This is a genomic window from Anabaena sp. 4-3, from assembly GCF_001597745.1.
GTDB lineage: Bacteria > Cyanobacteriota > Cyanobacteriia > Cyanobacteriales > Nostocaceae > Trichormus.
Genome location: NZ_LUHJ01000032.1, coordinates 1 through 18,457 on the forward strand (window position 1 = coordinate 1; position 18,457 = coordinate 18,457).

The following is an 18,457-nucleotide window of genomic DNA, read 5'->3' on the forward strand; positions in this document are numbered from 1 at the left end:
GACTGGGGACTGGGGACTGGGGACTGGGGACTGGGGACTGGGGACTGGGGACTGGGGACTGGGGACTGAGTAAGAGTTCTTCTCCTCATCTCCCTCATCTCCCTCATCCCCCTCATCCCCCTCATCCCCCTCATCCCCCTCATCCCCCTCACCCCCTCATCCCCATTCCCCACTCGTGAATATAAATTCTCTCCTCCAACCATTTCAACATTTTGGCGTTAACCTGGGACTTTCCCGTATTCATAGGCTTTTAGCTAATTTAGGCAACCCGCATCATCAAGTTCCAGTCATTCATGTTGCTGGCACAAATGGTAAAGGTTCTGTCTGTGCTTATTTGTCTTCTGTTCTGACTGAAGCGGGTTATCGTACTGGACGCTATACTTCTCCCCATTTGGTAAATTGGACTGAACGTATTTGTCTGAATGAAGTGCAAATTTCTGCTGAGGAATTTTGCAAATTGTTACTACAAGTAAAGGCGGCTGTCAACTCTGATGAGTACCCGACTTTATTTGAAGTGGTGACTGCGGCTGCTTGGTTATATTTTGCCCAGCAACAAGTTGATTTAGCTGTGGTAGAGGTGGGTTTAGGCGGACGTTTGGATGCTACTAATGTGATATCTGAACCTCTGGTGACGGTGATTACTTCTATTAGTCGGGAACATTGGCAACAGTTAGGTAATACTGTGGCGGAAATTGCCGGGGAAAAAGCTGGTATTCTTAAGCCTGGGTGTCCGGCTGTGATGGGAATGTTACCACCGGATGCGGAGAAAGTGGTGCGATCGCGCGCTCAAGAATTACAATGTCCATTAATCACTCCACAACCCGCACGAGAAATACAGCCAGGTTGGGCAGAATATCAATCAATTCAAAATAGCAATTTAATTAAATATCCTTTACCTTTACCGGGACAAATTCAATTAAATAATTCATCTTTGGCTTTAGCTACTTTAGAAATTCTACAACAAAAAGGTTGGCAAATTTCGCCAGATGCAATTATTAATGGTATGGCTAAAACTAAATGGCCTGGGCGGATGCAATGGCTAAATTTTCACAGCCAGAAATTATTAATTGATGGCGCACATAATCCAGCCGCCGCTAAAGTTTTACGCGATTATGTAGATAGTCTCAATTATCAAAATATCACTTGGGTGATGGGTATGTTATCTACTAAAGACCATGCTGATATTTTTCAAGTTTTACTGCGTCCAGATGAACAATTATATTTAGTACCAGTACCAGACCATAGTTCAGCTAATCCAGAAAATTTAGCCCAGCTAGCTAATAATATTTGTTCAGACTTAGGTGCTTGTGAGACTTACTTAGATTTATCATCAGCCCTAGAAGCAGCTTTTAACACCACAGATAACTTAGTGGTTTTATGCGGTTCTTTATATTTAATCGGTCACTTTTTGGAAAAGATTGCTGAAAATCATTTGTAATCATTCCTTCTTGGTTGTGATGTTCCAAAGTCAAAGGAAAAGGGCATTCTAGGTTTATAAAACAAATTGATATAAAACAACCACTAAACGGATGATTCAACAAAAAAACCCTATATTCCCGGATGCACTCAGGCAAATTGGCGGTAACGTTGTTTTAGCCTTCGCCTACTATGAAATGGCTGAAATTTCCCGCCATCTCGCCTCTACGCCTCAAGATGTAACTCCTGTTTGGCCTCCCGATGGCATTGCGGCTGGGGCTGTGCTGTTGTTCGGTAACGGGATGGGGTATGGTGTTTTGCTGGGTTCATTTTTCGCCAACTTTTGGGCGTTCCGAGATTCATCTAGTTTTTTATCCCTGTTGATTTCAACGCTACCAGTTTTCTTAATTGCCGTCGGCACGACTTTAGGGACTATTTTGGGTGCTTTCCTGCTACGCAAAACTACTAACCTGCGTTATCCCTTAGAACGTGTTACCGATGTGTTCAAATTTCTGATTTTCACCGGGATGGTAGGGCCGATAATCAATGCAACTGTGGGAGTGGCTAGCTTGGCGTTGAGTGGGAAAGTTCCCTTCTCTGCTTATGGAACTGTTTGGTTAACTTGGTGGATTTCTAATGTTTCAGGTATTTTTATTGTTACCCCTATTTTGCTGAGTTTTGGGCAATTTATTCAAAAAAACCAAGATTTAATCTTTTCATTGTTATCCCGGAGTTCAATGTCAGAGGATGATGAAAATTTGCCTCAGACTTTACACTCCCCAGGCAAATCATACTTTTTACGATTCTGGTTAGTGGTAGTAGAGTCAGTTATCCTGATGGGGTTGGTAATTCTAATCAGCAAGGTTGCTTTTGGTGACGGGTATCATCTGGAGTATATGTTGATTCCGATGTTGATTTGGTCTGCCTTTCGATTGGGTCAACCGGGTGCAACGCTGTTCACTTTTATTGTAGCTGCGATCGCCGTCATTGCTACTGTCAACGGTAAAGGTGGTTTTGCTAGTCAAAATCTCAACCAATCTTTAATCCAACTGCAATTGTTTATTGCCGTGATTACACTCACCATTTTGGTGCTAACAGCGACAATTGCCGAACTCACACAAGCACAAACTAAGCTACGTCTAGCTTTTGCTGAATTAGCCCAAACTAATGAAACTCTAGAGGTGCGAGTGCAGCAGAGAACTGAAGAATTAAACGAGAAAAATACTATTCTTCAGCAAACTCTAGAAAAGCTGAAAAAAACTCAATTACAGATGCTTCATAGTGAAAAAATGTCTGCATTGGGACAAATGGTAGCAGGGGTTGCCCATGAAATCAATAACCCGATTAATTTCATTTATGGTAACTTAAGCCATCTTTCTGGACATATCCAAGATTTGCTGACAGTATTGCAAGCTTACCAACAGCAATATCCACATCCAAGTCAACCTCTACAAGCGCAATTAGATGAAATTGACCCGGAGTTTATACGCTTAGATTTAGCCAAGATTATGGAGTCCATGACAAGCGGTACTGAACGCATCTCTCATATTGTGTTATCGCTGCGGAACTTTTCACGCTTGGATCAAGCAGAATGGAAGCCGGTAGACATTCACCAAGGTATTGATAGTACCTTGGTGATTTTACAACATCGATTACAAGGGAGTGGCGATCGCCCACAGATTCAGGTGATTAAAGAATATGGTGATTTACCACGGGTAGAATGTGATGCAGCCTCGCTTAATCAAGTGTTTATGAATCTTTTGAACAATGCGATTGATGCTTTAGAAGCATCTGATCAAGGGCGTTCCTTTTCAGATATTTCAGCTAACCTCACTACCATATCGATTCAAACTTGTCAAATCCATACCAACCGTGTGATGATTACGATTAGTGACAATGGCATCGGTATTCCAGAAGAGATGCGCTCTAAAATATTTGATCCTTTTTTTACCACCAAAGCTGTTGGCGAAGGTACAGGCTTGGGTTTATATATGAGCTATCAAATTGTCAATCATAAGCATGGTGGTAAACTCTGGTGTGAGTCCACACCGGGACAAGGTACAAAGTTTATGATTGAGATTCCTGTCACAGCTAAAAGACTGACTTAACAAACCCAATACCCAATACCCAGTCCCTAACGATTATTCCACTGTTGCGCCGCATCTTCTACGGCTTTATCTACGGTTTTTTCGCCTAACATTGCGGCTTGTAAGTTCTCATAAATTGCTTTTTGCAACTTTTTAATGTCTTTCAACGCCGGAGTTAAGATTTCCGCTTGTTGTAGTTGTTGTGCGCTAACTACTCTCGCTTTTTCTACTGTAGTAGCATTAGCTGGAACATCTTTAAAGTAACTGTCAGCAAGGGCTTTTTTAGTAGATGGTAAAACATTAGCAGCTTGAGCAAAAGCTAATTGATTTTCATCATTGGTGAGGAATAAAGCAAACTTCACCGCCGCATCCGGGTTTTTGGTGTCGCGGGGAATGACGATATTCATCACAGCCACATTTTTCTTACCGGTATCGCCTGTAATTTGGGGTGCGATCGCCGAAGCTTGAGCGATTTTAGGCGCGTTGTTAGCAATCGTTTTCAGAAATTCCGGCCCTGAAGCTAATAATGCTGTCTCGCCAGATTGGTATAAATCTATGGCGTGGCGATGGCCTTGAGTTAATGCTTCTTTAGGTAATAACCCTTTTTTGTAAAGTTCCACCCAATACTGAAATGCTGCTTTCCCTTCAGGCGTATTAAAAGCCGCTTTACCTTGAGTATCTATTAGGGTGACTCCCATCTGCACAAATGATTGTAGAACTTCTGCGGAATCCTGGGGGACAAAAGTCACAAAAAACGCATATTTTCCAGTTTTCTCTTTAATTTGCTGCGCCGCTTGTGCTAATTCTGCGTAAGTAGTCGGTGGGTTACTTATACCTGCCTGTTTTAATAAATCAGTGTTATAAATAGTTAACCTTGTGGTGAGGTACCAAGGAATACCAAAACTTTTGCCATTGAGTGTGCTTGCTTGCCAAATATTTGGTAAATAGGAGGAACGTGCTTGTGCTGGGACTTTTGCATCTAAGTCTAACCAAGCATTCCGACCTGCTAATTGAGAAGCAAAATCTGGATTAAGGTTAACAACATCTGGTGGCGTTTTTGCGGAGACAGCTGTTAAAATTTTGTTTTCCATTGCTGCCCAAGGGACATCAACCCAGTTAACCTTTATACCTGGATTTTGTGTTTCAAATGTGGCAATTAAACTCTGGAAGTAGTTAGTAAATTGAGGTTGGAGTTGCATTGTCCAAAACTCAATGTTTGCTGTTCCCGCAGCAGTTTGTTGAGTTTTTGTAGTCACATTTCCTGTACTGCAACTAACCATCCAACTGGTCAGTAATCCTAACAGCATCCAGGCAACCAGTTGTTTAAATTTTTGCAATTGTATCATCTTACCAGTATTTTTACGCTTGATTAGGGGCAGAAGCTTATGCAGAATTGTCGAGATTATAGGCTAAATCAATTACCCAATACGGATAATATTCTTGAGTAAGATTTAAGTTTTAACAATTAGCAGTCCATTGGGCATAAAAGCGGTGAAAAGTTTCAATAGTCTGTTTGGTAAATCTCAAAGCAGGGTGGGAGTTGAAATAGCACCAGAACGAGTGAATGTAGTGCAACTACGCAAGCAGCGTCAAGGCTTGAAACTCGAATCTTTCATATCGGTACCAGTTCCCGAAGGAATTGTCACCGATGGCCAAATCACTGACACCCCAGCAATGGCGCAACTAATTCAGCAAGCTTTGGCTGAAAGTAAAATTAAGACTTCACGAGTGGCCACTGGTGTTCCCGGACGGGAATCAATTGTCCGAATCATACCTGTACCAGCCGAGTTGGATGACAAAGAACTGCGGGAGATGGTGTTAAATCACGAAGCAGGATTGTATTTACCTTATCCCCGCGAAGAAGCTGATGTAGATTATCAAAAACTTGGGTACTTTGTAGATGAGGATGGCATTGAAAAGGTACATGTACTGTTAGTTGCTACCCGTAAGGAGGTGACAGATACATATATTAGTACGTTTGAGCAAGCAGGATTACAAATTGATGTTTTAGAGATTAACAGTTTTGCCTTGATTCGGATAATTCGCGATCGCTATCTGCGAGACTTAAGTCCACAAGAAGCAGCTGTGTTAGTGGATATAGAGTTTGATAGTACAGAAATCGCGATTATTGTCAATGGTGTACCGCAATTTTCCCGGACAGTACCGATAGGGACTTATCAAATCCAAATGCCCCTAGCCAGGGTCAATAGTCAACCGGTATCACGGGATATGGAGATGTTATATGATATCACAATTCCTGTAACTCCCGTAGATAGTGATAAAACCGGGATGACAGCCAATGACCCAGGTATGGCTGGACTTTTGCGAGTTTTGGGAGAACTCTCAGATGAGCTACGCCGTTCTATAGATTTTTACCTCAATCAAAGTGAAAATATAGAAGTAGCACAAATTTTATTAGCTGGCCCCGGAGGCGGATTACAACAATTAGATGAGTTCTTTACACAAAGACTCGGTATACCTACTAGCCAAATAGATCCGATAGGGTGTTTATCCTTAGAAGTAGATGAAGAAAAGTACCCGATCACACAAAGGTCTGGTTTAGGGATAATCCTTGGTTTAGGGATGCGGGAGATTTAAGTAAATGTACAGTTTAGATATTAACTTTCTTAAAGACCGTCCGGCTTACCAGCCGAAAGCTGATAAAAAATCAGGACTGAAACTGCCCACAGGGGATTTAACTCCCGTGTATCTTGGGGTGGGGCTGGGTTTATGTTTTCCTCTGTTGGTAGGAGGTGGGTTGTGGTTCTTGCAGACAGAAAATACTAAACTAGAGCAAGCGATCGCCCAACTAGAAGAAGAAGGCAAAAAGTTAGATGCGGAAATCGGCAATATAAACAAAATCAAGGGCGACATTAATACTATTAAAGCCGAAACACAAAGTTTAGTCAGTGTATTTGACCAGATTAGACCTTGGTCGGCGATGTTGCAAGATTTGCGCGATCGCATCCCCGCCACCGTACAGATTGAGAATATCAGGCAAATTCCACCAACTCCCCCAGCCGAAGGAAAACCCGCCTCTAACCCCGCAGGTGGTATAGAAATCACCGGCTTGGCTCGCTCTTTTAACGATGTCAATGACTTCTTGTTAAGCCTGCAACAGTCCCGGTTCTTCAAGTCCTCTGACGGCCGAATCACTACAGCCGCCCTAGTAGATGCACCCATACCAGCAACTCCTACTAAAAATGGTGTAGCAATTAAGCCTCCTCAAGTAGTAAAATATACAATACAATCCAGCCTGAGTGATGTTCCCGCCTCTGAGTTAATCAGAGAATTAGAACAAAAAGGCACAGTGGGATTAGTAACCCGGATTCGCAGTATGCAACAAACAGGAGTCATTACAAAATGACGCTGAGTGATGATTTAAATTTTGCCGAACACGCCGGAGACTTAGAAGCCGCACCCGCTTACCCTGTGGTTTTTGGTGTCACCTTTACCCCGAAAATCATCGGTATAGTCGTCGGAGTCTTAGGTATAGCAGGAGCCATGTATATGCTGCTTAACATGGTAATGCCAGCTTGGGAAAGCTATCAACAAAAACAAGCACAAAACAACGATTTACAAGGACAAATCCAGCAAAAGCAAGCCACTGTCAGACAAATTGGCAAAATCAAACAAGACTTAGCCCAAGCCAAGCAGCAAAAACAACAGATTTTAGCTTTATTTTCCGATGAAAAAACCTTAGATACCCTACTTTTGGATATCAATCGTTTAGTTGAATCTGGAAATAGTCAAATTCCTGTAAATGCAGTCAGAGCCAAACTACAAAAGTTTGTACCAGTCACACAAAAACCAGAAGTTGTCACCGATAATTCTCTAGGAGCAGCAGTCAACGGCAAACTCAAACGCGCTAGCGTTAATGTGGAAATCGTTGGTACTTACGAACAAACCCAAGCGATTATTCGCAATATAGAGCGTTTACAGCCATTACTAATAGTCAGAGATTATCAATCAACACTAGCAAACATCCAAGCAACAGATCCATCCGGCAAACCTATACGGAGGATAGGGCCAGCACCAATTACAACATCTTTTCAATTACAAGCACTGATGCCCCTGAACCCAGAGGAAATAGCAGCAGCAGCAGCAGAACCCAAGAAATAGGGGATGAGGGGGATGAGGGAGATGAGGGAGATGAGGGAGATGAGGGAGATGAGGGAGATGAGGGAGATGAGGGAGATGAGGAGAAAAACTCTTACTCAGTCCCCAGTCCCCAGTCCCCAGTCCCCAGTCCCTAATTTTGAATTTTGAATTGCTTATTAGGTGAGGAATGAACTGTGAAACAGCTTCACGGTAATAATTTTATATTGGGTGCTGCGGCTTTGTCGTTTCTAGCAGCCCAACCAGTATTAGCACAAGTTACACAAGTTAATGAAGTCAAGCTAAACCCCGTCAATGGGGGAGTTAGCCTGATATTAAAAACTTCTGCCGGTTCGCGTCCCCAAATTTTTACCACAAAAAGAGGCAACGCTTTAGTTTCAGATATTATCAACACACAACTGCGTTTACCAGAAGGCAAAAATTTCCGTCAAGAAAATCCTGCGCCGGGAATTGTCTCAGTTGAAGTTGTTCAACTCGATGCTAATAGTATCAGAGTCATAGTCACTGGTAATAATGATGCACCCAGTGGTCAACCTGTAGTCAGAAAACCAGAAGCAATTACCCTGAGTTACACGCCATCAACCGGAACCGCAGCATCAGCCCCAAATATCCCCACACCACCAGTATCTACAAACCCACCCACATCTACAACACCACCTACATCTGCACAGGCTCAACCCGGTGCAGTGCCAAATGTGCTTGTACCCAACCCAGAAATCACAATTGATGGTAAACCAGCCCAACCTGCGGGAGTAGGTCAACCCGTCAGCCAAGCCCCCCCATTCTTACCTAGAGCCGTCGCCCCCCCAGTTGGAGACATTGCCATTTCTGCCACAGATGCGTCTCCTAGCACCATTGATTTAGGTACTCAAGAACGTGTTCCCCGCTTGGTGTTGCGGGATGCACCAGTGCGTGAGGTTTTATCGTTGTTGGCTCGTGCTGCTAATCTCAACTTAGCTTATATAGGTGGAGAAGGGGGTACACAAGGACAGGCAACTCAGCAAACCATCTCTTTAGATATCGAAAATGAGCCAGTGCAAGATGTATTTAACTACGTTTTGCGTCTGAGTGGTTTAGAAGCTAACCGCAGTAATAGAACTATATTTGTAGGGCCGAAGCTACCTAACTCTACCCGTGATATAGTCATGCGTAGCTTAAGGCTGAATCAGGTAAATGTGGGAGTCGCGTTAAATTTTCTAGTTGGCTTAGGTGCGGAAACTGCTGTCAGCAGAGAACGCCAAGTGACTAATGTGAGTGCTGTCCCTGTGGGTACTGGAGTTGCACCTATTACCCAAACCCAGACAACTACAGAAACTAGAGTTGAAACTCAACGGATTGATTTTCAAGACTCGAAGCCTTTACTGAGAGGGTTACAAGCATTAGGAGACGAGCGCACCAATGCACTGACTTTGATTGGAACTCCCAGGTTAGTTGAGATGGCAATAACTCAATTAACTCAGCTTGATATTCGTCGTCGTCAAGTGGTGGTTAATGTCAAAATTGTCGATGTTAACCTGACAGGAGACCAACTGTATAACAGCAGTTTTGCTTTTGGGGTTGGTAACAATTATTTCTCTGTTGATGGCGGTGCAGCATCTCTAAATTTTGGCGGTTCTAGACCACCCTCTGCTACTGACGTGAGAAATAGCGTAACCAGTACACCAACAACCGCCAATCCACTTAGTAGTACCAATATTTTCCGAAATCCAAACAATCCAAATACAGGAGTACCTAGTGCTGGTATAAGCACTGACCCCACACAACCAGGGCTGACAGAATTTACTGAAGCAACTCCAGGAACAGTTACTGCTGTACCAGTAGAGTTTGACCCTGTGACTGGTGAACCAACTCGATTTGCGCGTCAAGTGACTGGTGGTACTCCTGCTAGATACACATACAGTTTACCCAGTCTTTACCAATTCCCCAAACGTCTTTTAGCTAGCTTGCAAGCTCAAGTAACAAATGGCAACGCCAAAATTTTAACTGACCCCACCTTAATTGTACAAGAAGGGCAAGAGGCTAATGTCAAGCTCACGCAAGAAGTGGTTGGAAACGTCAAGAGTGAAACAACTCGTGGGGATGGTACTTCTGTACAAACGGTTACGGCTGAGAAAACAGATGTAGGTTTAACTCTGGCTGTGAAAATTGAGCGCATTGATGACAATGGTTTTGTTTCTTTATCAGTTGCGCCTGTTGTCAAAGCACCCCAATCTTCTGCTCAGATCAATGTTTCCGGTAATAACCAAACAATCTTTTTAGTCTCTGAACGCTCCCTAAATTCTGGTTTGATTCGGCTCAGAGATGGCCAGACATTAATTCTTTCAGGTATTATTCAAGACCAAGATAGAACAAGTGTATCTAAGATTCCCATTTTGGGTGATATTCCGCTAATTGGTTCATTGTTTAGAAGAACAAACAGAACCAATGAACGCAGAGAGGTAATTGTATTACTAACACCTCAAGTGATGGATGACTCAGAAAACTCAGCTTACGGCTATAACTATACACCTAGCCCACAGGTGCGGCAAATGCTTGAGCGTCGTGGTTTAGGTACACCCCGGCGATAAGTCACGAGTTAGGGATAGATAATTATTTGAAACCACAGGCTTTTCAGTCTTGTGGTATTTTTTCGTTATATCCTACCAATGTAGAGACGTTGCATGCAACGTCTCTACAAGATTCTGAAAATCGCTGCAAATTAAATCACACCGAGATTAGTCAAGCCCAAAACAGCAGCAACACCAATGAGATGACCAAAACTCATAGCTGCTAAGAAAGTGCCAACACTGGGATTATTAAACAATGATGGGAAAGGTAAAGGCATTTTCGGGCCTACATGGGGTTCCTCAATTGACCAGCCAGCAATTAGCAAAACTAATAAACAACTACCAATAATAATAGGTGTTCCTGTCCAGTTCCAAGTTGTCCCGGTGTTAGGAACAGTAACTTGGACTGCAAATATTATTGATGACAACATAGTTTTTTCTCCTGCATGAGTCATAAGATTTAGCCGTCAGTTAACAGCCACCTCAATACTCCGCTTGCAGAAGTTGTATAATCCTCTCTCAAAAGAAAGGTTTAGATATCGCACACTGTAGAGACGTTGCATGCAACGTCTCTATATGGGATAAAAGTATTTTCATCAACTTAGCTTTTAACTCCCCTCTCCGCGTCGGAGAGGGGTAGAGGTCAAATTAAAGCGTCTTGCTGATATCCCAATTTACAGACGACCGATATTAGTTAGTCCCAAGACAATACCAATACCGATAACATGACCAAAAGCCATTGCACCGATAAATGCACCGAGACTTAAGGGTAGTCCAGGTAATTTCGGGCCGACTTGGGGCTGATCAATTTTGAGAGTTAGTAAAAGAGCTACTACACTGCTAGCACTGATAATAATGGCTACGGTAGGACTCCATTCGGGAGTTACGGGTACAGATGCAGCAGCAGCTAATAAAGATGTAATCAAGCTTTTTTCTCCTAAATATAAAGGTCGAGGTAAAACTAGACCTAGAAAATTATAGAGTTTGTTAGGACACAACCGAAATTCATCAACCATAGGACTTACGCAAGTGTCCCATTACAGATGTCTCGTAGGGTGCGTCAGACTGTTTAAATGCTGTCAATAAACGTATTTTTGATATCTGACGCACCCTACTAGCGTGGCAAGGCTAAAGTAGTGCAAAAATATAGTTTTTGTGGTGCGGGCTTCTAGCCTGCACCGGACGGGCTAGAAGCCCGTACCACAAGAGAGTTTTAATGCAATATTTAAGGCTTGCCACGCACCCTACTAATATGCTAGTTGCGTCAGTCCTGAATCAAAATCAGCTTAGAACCTCTTGTTTCCGGCTCTATGATGGGGTTTAGAAGGAGAAAAGCGTTATATCTTGCACCATTCTCAATAAGCTTAAGGCGATGCACACCTAACAAGGTAAAACTAAAGCTTTGAGCAACTTCCAAGCAATGCCCACCCTACAAACATTATCATCAAGAAACAGGTGCAAGATGTGTGTAAAGCCAATATTTTGGGGAGAAATCAATTATGGTAGCGATCGCACAAATAGCAGAGACTAGAAGTTTACTCTACAACATTAGCTGGCAAACGTTTAAAACTATGTTAGCGGAGATGGGTACAGAACGCAGCTACCGACTGGCTTACGACAATGGAACAGTAGAAATTATGACTCCTCTAATACTACACGAAAACTCAAACCGCCTAATTGAAGGTTTTGTATTTGTTCTGTGCGAAGAATTGGGTTTAGAAATTAAACGTTCTGGCTCTTTAACTTTAACGCGGGATGATTTAAAACGGGGAGCAGAGCCAGATAGTAGCTATTACATCCAAAATGAAGCTTTAGTCAGAAATAAAGAAAATATTGACCTAGCCATTGACCCACCGCCTGATTTGGTGCTAGAAGTCGAATATTCTCGTTCGGCGATAGATAAGCTCAAGCTGTATGCAGCGATGGGAGTGCCTGAGTTTTGGCGTTATAACGGCAGTACGTTAAGAATTTATACGCTTGTAGAGGGGCAATATTCAGAAGCCGAAATCAGCTTGACTTTTGCACCAGTACCAGTCAGGGAAATCCCCCAGTTTCTTGTCGCCGCTAAACAGAATGGGGAAGTCTCTACTACTCGTGCTTTTCGTGCTTGGGTGCGAGATAAAATTGCTACAGTGCAGTAATCCAGTAGTAATCACTAATATAAAAATGTCTATGCGTGTGAAAATTTGCGGTATTACTAACCCAGAACAAGCACAGGCGATCGCCACTCTAGGCGCAACGGCGTTAGGATTTATCTGTGTACCTGCTTCGCCGCGTTACCTTACCCCAGCACAAATTCAGCGAGCGATCGCACCACTACCAGCCCACATTGACAAAATTGGCGTTTTTGCCAATATCACAATTGCAGAAATTTGTCAAATTGTACTTGATTCTGGATTAACTGGTGTACAATTACACGGAGATGAAACCCCAGAATTTTGTTACCAGTTGCGTCAAGCTCTCCCAGCAGTCGAAATCATTAAAGCTCTGAGAGTTCGCAATTTAGAACATCTGAAGCAAGCCAGTATTTACACTGAATTTATAGATACTTTATTACTAGATGCCTATCATCCGCAACAATTGGGAGGCACAGGTAAAACTTTAGATTGGCAGATGTTAGAGCAATTTCGTCCTAGCTGCCCTTGGTTACTAGCGGGAGGACTCACGCCAGATAATATCTTAACAGCCTTGAGTCAGCTACATCCCGATGGTATTGATTTATCTAGCGGTGTAGAAGTTAAACCTGGTGATAAAGATTTAAAGAAAGTTGCCTTACTGTTTGAGAAATTGGCGAGTCGGGAGTCAAGTTAACCCCTAGCCTCTAGCCCCTCTTGATCTTTCTCATCTAAAAGTTGTAAAGCTGGTGTTTGAATCACAAACGGCAATTCTGCACCGATAAGCCCCCGTTGAATCCGTTCTGAGGTTTCGCTAAACACTACAAATAACGGATATACAGTATTAGCTCCTTCGCTTAAAATATGACTGTGACGATGGGGCATCAACCATTCATAGTCTTGGTTGAGGAACACCTGAGTTTGTCGCCAACGTCCCAACAAATCAGAAAAGTCTTCATGGGGACGATGGATAAAAATTAAAATTTCGGCTCCAGTTTTGATTTTCCACTCTGGATCACACATTAAAATTGCGACATCACAAGGGAGACAGATTGCCTGTGTAGTTGCAGATGCAGCATGACGTAAACGAACTATTGGCAGAGGGATAGTAATCAAGCTTTCATCTGGACGGCGTAGACTGGGAATTAATTCCAAGTATGGACGGTGTTGCTTGAGTAGTGCGATCGCTTGGAGATGATTGCTATACTCTGCCAAGCTGGCCTCATAGTAAGATTTCTGCACAGGCATAAAAATTCAAAATTCTCTCATTCAAAATTCAAAATTAATAAAACCACTGAAAAGTCTGCTGTAAATTAACTTATTTCAATCGCTCCAATTCAAATCTAAAATCCTTAATTCAGATAATAGAAAATAGAGAAATTTTAAATTAATTAGTCTGATGTTTTGAACTTTAATTTTTGAATTGGAGTACAGCCACCTATCCCAACTTTTCAAATACCTTAAATAAAGGTAGATACATCGACAGCAAAATTGTACCCACCATACCCCCCAAAACCAAAATCATAATTGGTTCTAAAACGCTGGTTAATGCTTTTACAGCTTGTTCTACTTCATCCTCATAGAAGTCAGCAATTTTCATCAACATTCCATCTAACTCCCCAGTTTCTTCGCCAATACTAATCATTTGAATTGCCATTGGTGGAAAAACTTGCTCTTTTTGTAGAGCTAGACTAATCATACCACCTTGTTGAATTTCGGCTCGCGCTGCATCAATAGCATTAGCAACCACCTGATTCCCTGATGTATCTCGCACAATTTCCAAAGATGTCAGAATAGGTACACCAGAACGAGTCAAAGAACCAAAAGTCCGACTAAACCGCGCAACTGAAGATTTTTGAATCAAGTCACCAAACAAAGGCATTTTTAAAGAAAGACGGTCAATTGTTTCTTTACCAACACGGGTTTTATAATACTGTGTATAGGCAAATTTCAAACCTACAATAGTACCAACAATCAGTAAGGAACGCCAACTTCTCAAAATTTCGCTACAAGTCATTAAAAATTGAGTTAGTGCCGGTAATTCTGTGCCTAATTCTACGAAAATTCTCGCAAAAATCGGGATGAGAAAAACAGTCATTCCCACAAAAATACCAGTAGCCAAAATACCAACAACCACCGGATAAGCCAAGGCTGATTTAATTTGGTTCTGTAATCTCGCCATATCTTCTAATAACTTAGCTAGGCGATTTAGCACTTCATCGAGAACACCACCCACCTCACCAGCCTGAATCATACTGACATATAAACCATCAAAACAGTCAGGATGCTTACGCATAGCATCTGACAAATTCACACCACTTTGAACATCGTTGCTAATATCAATTAGAGCCTGTTTTAGTTTCTTATTCTCACACTGATCAGCTAACACACCTAGCCCTCGGACAATGGCAACACCCGCATTTACCAAAGTAGCCAGTTGTCGGGAAAAAACCGCTTTTTCTTTAACAGTAACTTTGACAAAAGAAGTCTGTAATTTTTCAAAATCAAAATTCGCCGAGAAACTTTGAGACTGCTTAATTTCTTGAACTACAAAACCTTTGTCTCTAAGATTGCTGCGAGCATCTGCCAAGGATTCGGCAACAACTTTTTCGCTCCTAGTTTTTCCTTGTGAATCCCGAACACGGGCAACAAATGTTGGCATAATTCAATTTAAAATTAAAAATTAATAATTTAGTCAATAGTCCATAGTCCATATAGCAATTGACTAATGACTAATGACTAATGGCTAATGACTAATGTGCTTTTACAGCACCAGCTTTGGCTGCTTGTGAAGCTGATGGGCCAATGAGGCGTTGAATTTCATCTGGTTTAGAAGTTTTAGACATAGCGGCTTCAAAAGAGATGATTCCAGCTTTGTAATAGTCTGCCAAAACCTTTTCTAAAGTCTGCATTCCTAATTTACCGCCAGTTTGAATTGCCGAGTAAATTTGTGATGTTTTCCCTTCACGAATTAAGTTAGAAATAGCGGGAGTAACAATCATAATTTCTTGCGCCATAATCCGACCAAATTCACCGGGTTTAGGATTTTTCTTGGGTACTAATGTTTGGCTAAATACTGCGACTAAAGAGTTAGATAATTGTACCCGGACTTGAGTTTGTTTTTCGTGGGGGAAAACATCAATAATCCGGTCTACAGTTTGCGCGGCTGAACTGGTGTGTAGTGTGCCAAACACTAAATGTCCTGTTTCTGCTGCCGAAATCGCCAAAGAAATTGTTTCTAAATCTCGCATTTCTCCCACCAGAATAATATCTGGATCTTCTCGGAGGGATGCTTTTAAGGCATTAGCAAAACTCTTGGTATCCTCACCCAATTGTCGTTGGTGAACTAGACTTTTAATTGGTTCGTAGACAAATTCAATCGGGTCTTCTACTGTTAAAATATGCTCGGCTTTTGTGCGGTTAATCAAGTCAATCATTGCCGCCAGTGTAGTGGTTTTACCTGAACCAGTAGGGCCTGTCACCAGAATTAATCCTCTGGGTTTATCACACATTTCTCTGACAACATCTGGTAACCCTAATTTTTCAAAATTAGGAATTTTGGAACTGAGCGCGCGTAAACAAGCGGCATAGGCACCACGCTCTTTATAAACGTTCACCCGAAAACGTGCTAAACCTTTAACACCATAGGAACAATCTAATTCCCAGGTTTGTTCTAAGGTTTTACGCTGGGTATTATTGAGCATACTAAAAATTAATCTTTGGCATTGATCAGTTGTTAATGGCTCATCGCCTATGGGTGTGAGTTTGCCACTGATGCGGAAATAGGGAGGTAATCCGGCGGATAAGTGCATATCCGAACCACCCATTTCAATCATTTGTTCCATCAAGTCTTCAATCATCAATTCCATAGTTCTGCTCCCTTTTGTTATTTATTCAATCCATCGTCCAAAGTAAAAACTCTTGACTATCGTCAGGTTGTGATTAAGCACGTTTGAATTATTAATTACTAATCCACAAACCGAGGTGTCATACAGTAGGGACAATCCAACCATTCGGGTTGTAAGATGGCATTACAACTGCGGCAGGTAAGTCCACTCTTACGCTTGGCTTTTAATTCAGCTTCTAAACCTGTATCTGTGAATGTCACCCGTTCTACCTCTTCTAGAGTCGTAGCACCTTGGCGTACTAAGTCCAGACTGTAAGCCAGCAAGGTTTTCATGCCTTCTTCTACGGCTACTTCCTTGATGCGTTCTGTGGGTGCTTCTTCGTTGATTAAAGTTTGTAAGTTTTCACTAATCCGCATGACTTCATAAACACCACAGCGTCCTTTGTAGCCGACACCATTACAACTTGGGCAAAGCTGATTTTGGGCCTTAGCGTCAGCGATCGCTTCGGATGGTATGGTATTAGCCTTATAGAAGGTAACGCCGACTTCTTGAGATGCAGACATCCCATAACGTGCTAACTCTTCCGGTGTCGGAGTGTAAGGAATACGACAATCAGAACAGACACGCCGCACCAAGCGTTGAGCTAACACACCAATCAAAGAACTAGAAACCATGAACGGCTCAATGCCCATTTCTCCCAAACGCGCGATCGCACCAGGAGCATCATTGGTATGTAAAGTAGTTAACACTAAGTGACCAGTCAAAGCAGCTTCAATCGCTGTTTTGGCTGTTTCTTTATCTCGCGTTTCACCCACCAATAGCACATCCGGATCTTGTCGCAAAAACGCCCGCAACGCCGTGGCAAAATCCAGCCCTTTTTCCCGAATTACCTGTACTTGGGTAATCCCCGGTAAACTGTATTCAATTGGGTCTTCTACCGTACTGATATTAATTCCCGGTGAGTTCTTTTCTGACAGTGCCGAATACAGCGAAGTTGTTTTACCAGAACCCGTAGGCCCAGTCACCAAAATCAACCCGAAAGGCTTGCTGACCATATCCTTAACAATCTGCAACGTTTCCGGGTCAGTAATTAACTTATCTAATCCCAATTGAGTAGCAGAGTTATCCAGAATCCGCAGACAAACCTTTTCACCGTAGCGACTCGGCAGAGTATTCACCCGGAAATCGACTTTCCGTCCCTCAAACATCCGTCTGATCCGCCCGTCTTGGGGTAAACGCCTTTCAGCAATATCCAAGTTAGAGATAATTTTAAATCGGGCTGTAACTGCGGGGATGATTTTTTTCGGTAGGGGGTCGAAAGCTTCCCGCAATACACCGTCCTTGCGGAAGCGGATGCGGAGGTTTTCTTCTTGTGGTTCAACGTGGATATCAGAAACCTTCTCATGCAAAGCTTTTGCTAGGATTCTATTCACAAGATTGATAACTGGTGCATCCTCTGCACCCTTCATTGCTGCTCCTAAATCAGCCTCCATTTCTTCAGGAGCATCTTCGATATTGAGATTACCGAGATTTTCTAAATCTTGATTAATATCTGTAAATTTTTCTTGTTCTATGTGCTTTTGGCGCACAGCCAAGTCATCCAAATATTGGTTGATGAGCTGTTGGTAATCCTCCTGAGTAATCACCATGCGCTGTAATGCTAAACCTTGTGGACGCAAAATCCGGTTAAGGTCATCCGAAGCTTCTAAATTGTCAGGAGCAACCATCGCCACTAAAACACTAGGCGGTTTGTGTTCATCATTTCTCGATAGTGGTACTAAACGATGGCGACGACAGATATCTACCGGGATTAGGGTATCGATGAGGTTCGCCACCATCGTGTTACCGATATTGTTAACCTCTGGGTCAAGGAATTCAACACCGTATAGTATTTTTAGTTCAAATAATTGCTGTTTCTTGTATTGTCTGAGAAATTCAGGTGATAATTGTCGCCCAGTCATTGACTCCAGAACTTCTGTCAAGGGTCTACCAGACTTGCGACTTTCAATCAGTGCCTGTCTCATTTGGTCGGTATTTACATAGCCAGATTGTACTAGCTTGTTCCCAAAAGGCGAAAACTCGGTTCTTGTAGTGAGTGCAGTGCTGCGGCGTTGTGGTGAGGATTGAGTCATAGGTGAGCCATGAGTAGGGAAAACCTCTGCTTAGAGTATTCCCAACCTGAGCCACAGAATTTTCATGGAAACCACGTAAATTCAGGTGAAAACTTGGAAGTGTGTCCGGGAGTAGGGGAGGCAGGGGAGCAGGGGAGGCAGGGGAGGCAGGGGAGGCAGGGGAGCAGGGGAGGCAGGGGAGCAGGGGAGGCAGGG

Annotated in this window: 15 protein-coding genes; 8 read left to right on the forward strand and 7 right to left on the reverse strand. The window is 42.6% G+C overall.

Annotated features, from left to right (window positions below):
- The first annotated feature begins 175 nt into the window (after positions 1-175).
- On the forward strand, positions 176-1,438 hold the full coding sequence (locus A3775_RS09150; RefSeq protein ID WP_066424651.1) for a folylpolyglutamate synthase/dihydrofolate synthase family protein: 1,263 nt from the start codon (positions 176-178) through the stop codon (positions 1,436-1,438).
- 91 nt (positions 1,439-1,529) lie between these two features.
- Positions 1,530-3,524, forward strand: coding sequence for an MASE1 domain-containing protein (locus A3775_RS25015; protein WP_066424653.1), 1,995 nt, complete (start codon positions 1,530-1,532; stop codon positions 3,522-3,524).
- Between the two features lie 26 nt (positions 3,525-3,550).
- Here the strand turns inward: A3775_RS25015 and A3775_RS09160 are convergent, their stop codons facing one another.
- Positions 3,551-4,849 (reverse strand): sugar ABC transporter substrate-binding protein, encoded by a 1,299-nt coding sequence (locus tag A3775_RS09160; RefSeq protein WP_066424655.1) that lies wholly within the window; start codon positions 4,847-4,849, stop codon positions 3,551-3,553.
- Positions 4,850-4,994: 145 nt separating this feature from the next.
- Here A3775_RS09160 and pilM point away from each other — a divergent pair, with 145 nt between their 5' ends.
- From pilM to A3775_RS09180, 4 genes are all read left to right on the forward strand, one after another.
- Complete coding sequence (gene pilM, locus A3775_RS09165) at positions 4,995-6,101, forward strand: type IV pilus assembly protein PilM (protein WP_066381893.1); 1,107 nt, start codon at positions 4,995-4,997, stop codon at positions 6,099-6,101.
- A gap of 4 nt (positions 6,102-6,105) precedes the next feature.
- On the forward strand, positions 6,106-6,870 hold the full coding sequence (locus A3775_RS09170) for a PilN domain-containing protein (protein ID WP_066424657.1): 765 nt from the start codon (positions 6,106-6,108) through the stop codon (positions 6,868-6,870).
- Positions 6,867-7,625 carry a pilus assembly protein PilO gene (locus A3775_RS09175; protein ID WP_066424659.1) on the forward strand — a complete coding sequence of 253 codons (759 nt, stop codon included), beginning with the start codon at positions 6,867-6,869 and terminating at the stop codon, positions 7,623-7,625. Before A3775_RS09170 ends, A3775_RS09175 begins: the two co-directional genes overlap by 4 nt.
- A gap of 173 nt (positions 7,626-7,798) precedes the next feature.
- Positions 7,799-10,189 (forward strand): type IV pilus secretin family protein, encoded by a 2,391-nt coding sequence (locus A3775_RS09180; protein ID WP_066424661.1) that lies wholly within the window; start codon positions 7,799-7,801, stop codon positions 10,187-10,189.
- A 131-nt stretch (positions 10,190-10,320) separates the two neighbouring features.
- On the opposite strand, the gene psaK (A3775_RS09185) is transcribed toward A3775_RS09180, so the two are convergent.
- Positions 10,321-10,599 carry a photosystem I reaction center subunit PsaK gene (gene psaK, locus A3775_RS09185; protein ID WP_197480119.1) on the reverse strand — a complete coding sequence of 93 codons (279 nt, stop codon included), beginning with the start codon at positions 10,597-10,599 and terminating at the stop codon, positions 10,321-10,323.
- A 243-nt stretch (positions 10,600-10,842) separates the two neighbouring features.
- The gene (gene psaK / locus A3775_RS09190; RefSeq protein WP_066424669.1) at positions 10,843-11,094 is read right to left on the reverse strand and encodes a photosystem I reaction center subunit PsaK; all 252 of its coding nucleotides are present in this window, start codon (positions 11,092-11,094) and stop codon (positions 10,843-10,845) included.
- 573 nt (positions 11,095-11,667) lie between these two features.
- Between psaK (A3775_RS09190) and A3775_RS09195 the strand changes: the two genes are divergently transcribed.
- On the forward strand, positions 11,668-12,309 hold the full coding sequence (locus A3775_RS09195; RefSeq protein WP_066424663.1) for a Uma2 family endonuclease: 642 nt from the start codon (positions 11,668-11,670) through the stop codon (positions 12,307-12,309).
- Positions 12,310-12,340: 31 nt separating this feature from the next.
- The gene (locus A3775_RS09200) at positions 12,341-12,979 is read left to right on the forward strand and encodes a phosphoribosylanthranilate isomerase (RefSeq protein ID WP_066424671.1); all 639 of its coding nucleotides are present in this window, start codon (positions 12,341-12,343) and stop codon (positions 12,977-12,979) included.
- Here A3775_RS09200 and A3775_RS09205 read toward each other — a convergent pair.
- The 4 genes from A3775_RS09205 to A3775_RS09220 form a co-directional block, all read right to left on the reverse strand.
- The gene (locus A3775_RS09205; RefSeq protein ID WP_066424665.1) at positions 12,976-13,530 is read right to left on the reverse strand and encodes a hypothetical protein; all 555 of its coding nucleotides are present in this window, start codon (positions 13,528-13,530) and stop codon (positions 12,976-12,978) included. The genes A3775_RS09200 and A3775_RS09205 overlap by 4 nt on opposite strands.
- 190 nt (positions 13,531-13,720) lie before the next feature.
- Complete coding sequence (locus A3775_RS09210; RefSeq protein WP_066381881.1) at positions 13,721-14,944, reverse strand: type II secretion system F family protein; 1,224 nt, start codon at positions 14,942-14,944, stop codon at positions 13,721-13,723.
- 91 nt (positions 14,945-15,035) lie between these two features.
- Positions 15,036-16,151, reverse strand: a complete 1,116-nt coding sequence (locus A3775_RS09215; RefSeq protein ID WP_066424667.1) for a type IV pilus twitching motility protein PilT — start codon at positions 16,149-16,151, stop codon at positions 15,036-15,038.
- Positions 16,152-16,249: 98 nt separating this feature from the next.
- Positions 16,250-18,262: a GspE/PulE family protein gene (locus A3775_RS09220; RefSeq protein WP_066381872.1), complete on the reverse strand. Its 2,013-nt coding sequence runs from the start codon at positions 18,260-18,262 to the stop codon at positions 16,250-16,252.
- Between the last annotated feature and the right edge of the window lie 195 nt (positions 18,263-18,457).